Source organism: Microvirga sp. P4_G7 (assembly GCF_056401005.1).
On record NZ_JBFUKD010000953.1, the window covers coordinates 1 to 1,108 of the forward strand.

Here is a 1,108-nt window from a genome sequence, read left to right on the forward strand (position 1 = left end):
ACAATGCATCGCGCAAGGTCTCGCGTCTGGCTCATCGTATTCAGGCCCTGAGCGCCTGATTTTGCTCTTCCGCGGACCTTGGTCCGCAGGCGATCAACCCGGCCTTTGCGCCGGGTTTTTTGTTGCCCGGAATGCGACGAAGAGAGGATAATTTTATCCACATCGCAGCTTGACTCGAAGCTGTCGATAACGGGTGGAATTGTTGGGCAAGCGAGATTAAATCGCACAGAAAAGACATAGCCGGCACAAGAGCTTAGCAGGCAAAGATCCGTGAAGCATCGGAATCGGCCTCGCTTTCTGCCCGAATCGAACCTGATGCAACGTGGCGTGAAAAACTCTTTTATGCGGCTGCGGACGATRCACCCTGCGACACTGAATCATTGGAGAGTCAGCACTTTACCGCGGGTCGTCAAAAGCTGTGGACGAGGTTGCAACCCTGTCCCACCCCCCGCCACGGTCGACACGGGCATTCCAGCGTGTTGCACCCCCCCACCCCCCTGTGTAAGGTCGATCCAACTTCAGCGGTCCGCCGCGAAGTCATCCACTCAAGTGTCAAGGTAAAGAGCTCAGATACGGGGGATTGGGCGTTGTCTCGCATAATAATAAAGCAAGAAATGCGCTGCCTTGATCCGGGGCTCCTCTTGGATGGTCTTGAGAGGGTGTCAATGAGGTGACTTGCTAGAGTCATCTCAGTTCAAACGTAAAACATAGTCTTCAGTACAATTTAGGGGGCGCTGATCCTGAACCGCCCTCGACGGCATCTTTTTGTCGGGGTGTTCGGGAATGGGTTGGCGTGGGGGGCTGTCGTCGTGGCAGTGCCCTGGAGGGGATATATTGATGTCTGCAGAGACCAGTCGCGATCTTTCGGAGACGCAAGCGGCCACTGAAGTCTGGGCCCGCGTGAAGCGTCGTCTGCGCGCCGAATTGGGCGAGGATATTTTTGCGAGCTGGTTCGGTCGCCTGGAGCTGGATTCGGTCGTCGAAGGCTGCGCGTACCTCACGGTGCCGACGCGCTTTCTGAAGAGCTGGATCGAGGCTCATTACACGGATCGCGTTCTCACGGTTTATCGCTCGGAGACCCCCTCGATCGAACGCCTGTCCCTTGGCG

1 protein-coding gene is annotated in these 1,108 nt (G+C 56.5%); it reads left to right on the forward strand.

Annotated features, from left to right (window positions below; all coding sequences use genetic code 11):
* Positions 1 to 837 precede the first annotated feature (837 nt).
* Positions 838 to 1,108: DnaA N-terminal domain-containing protein (locus tag AC1DT3_RS22165; protein ID WP_477467330.1), on the forward strand; the 271-nt coding region annotated here is incomplete at its 3' end.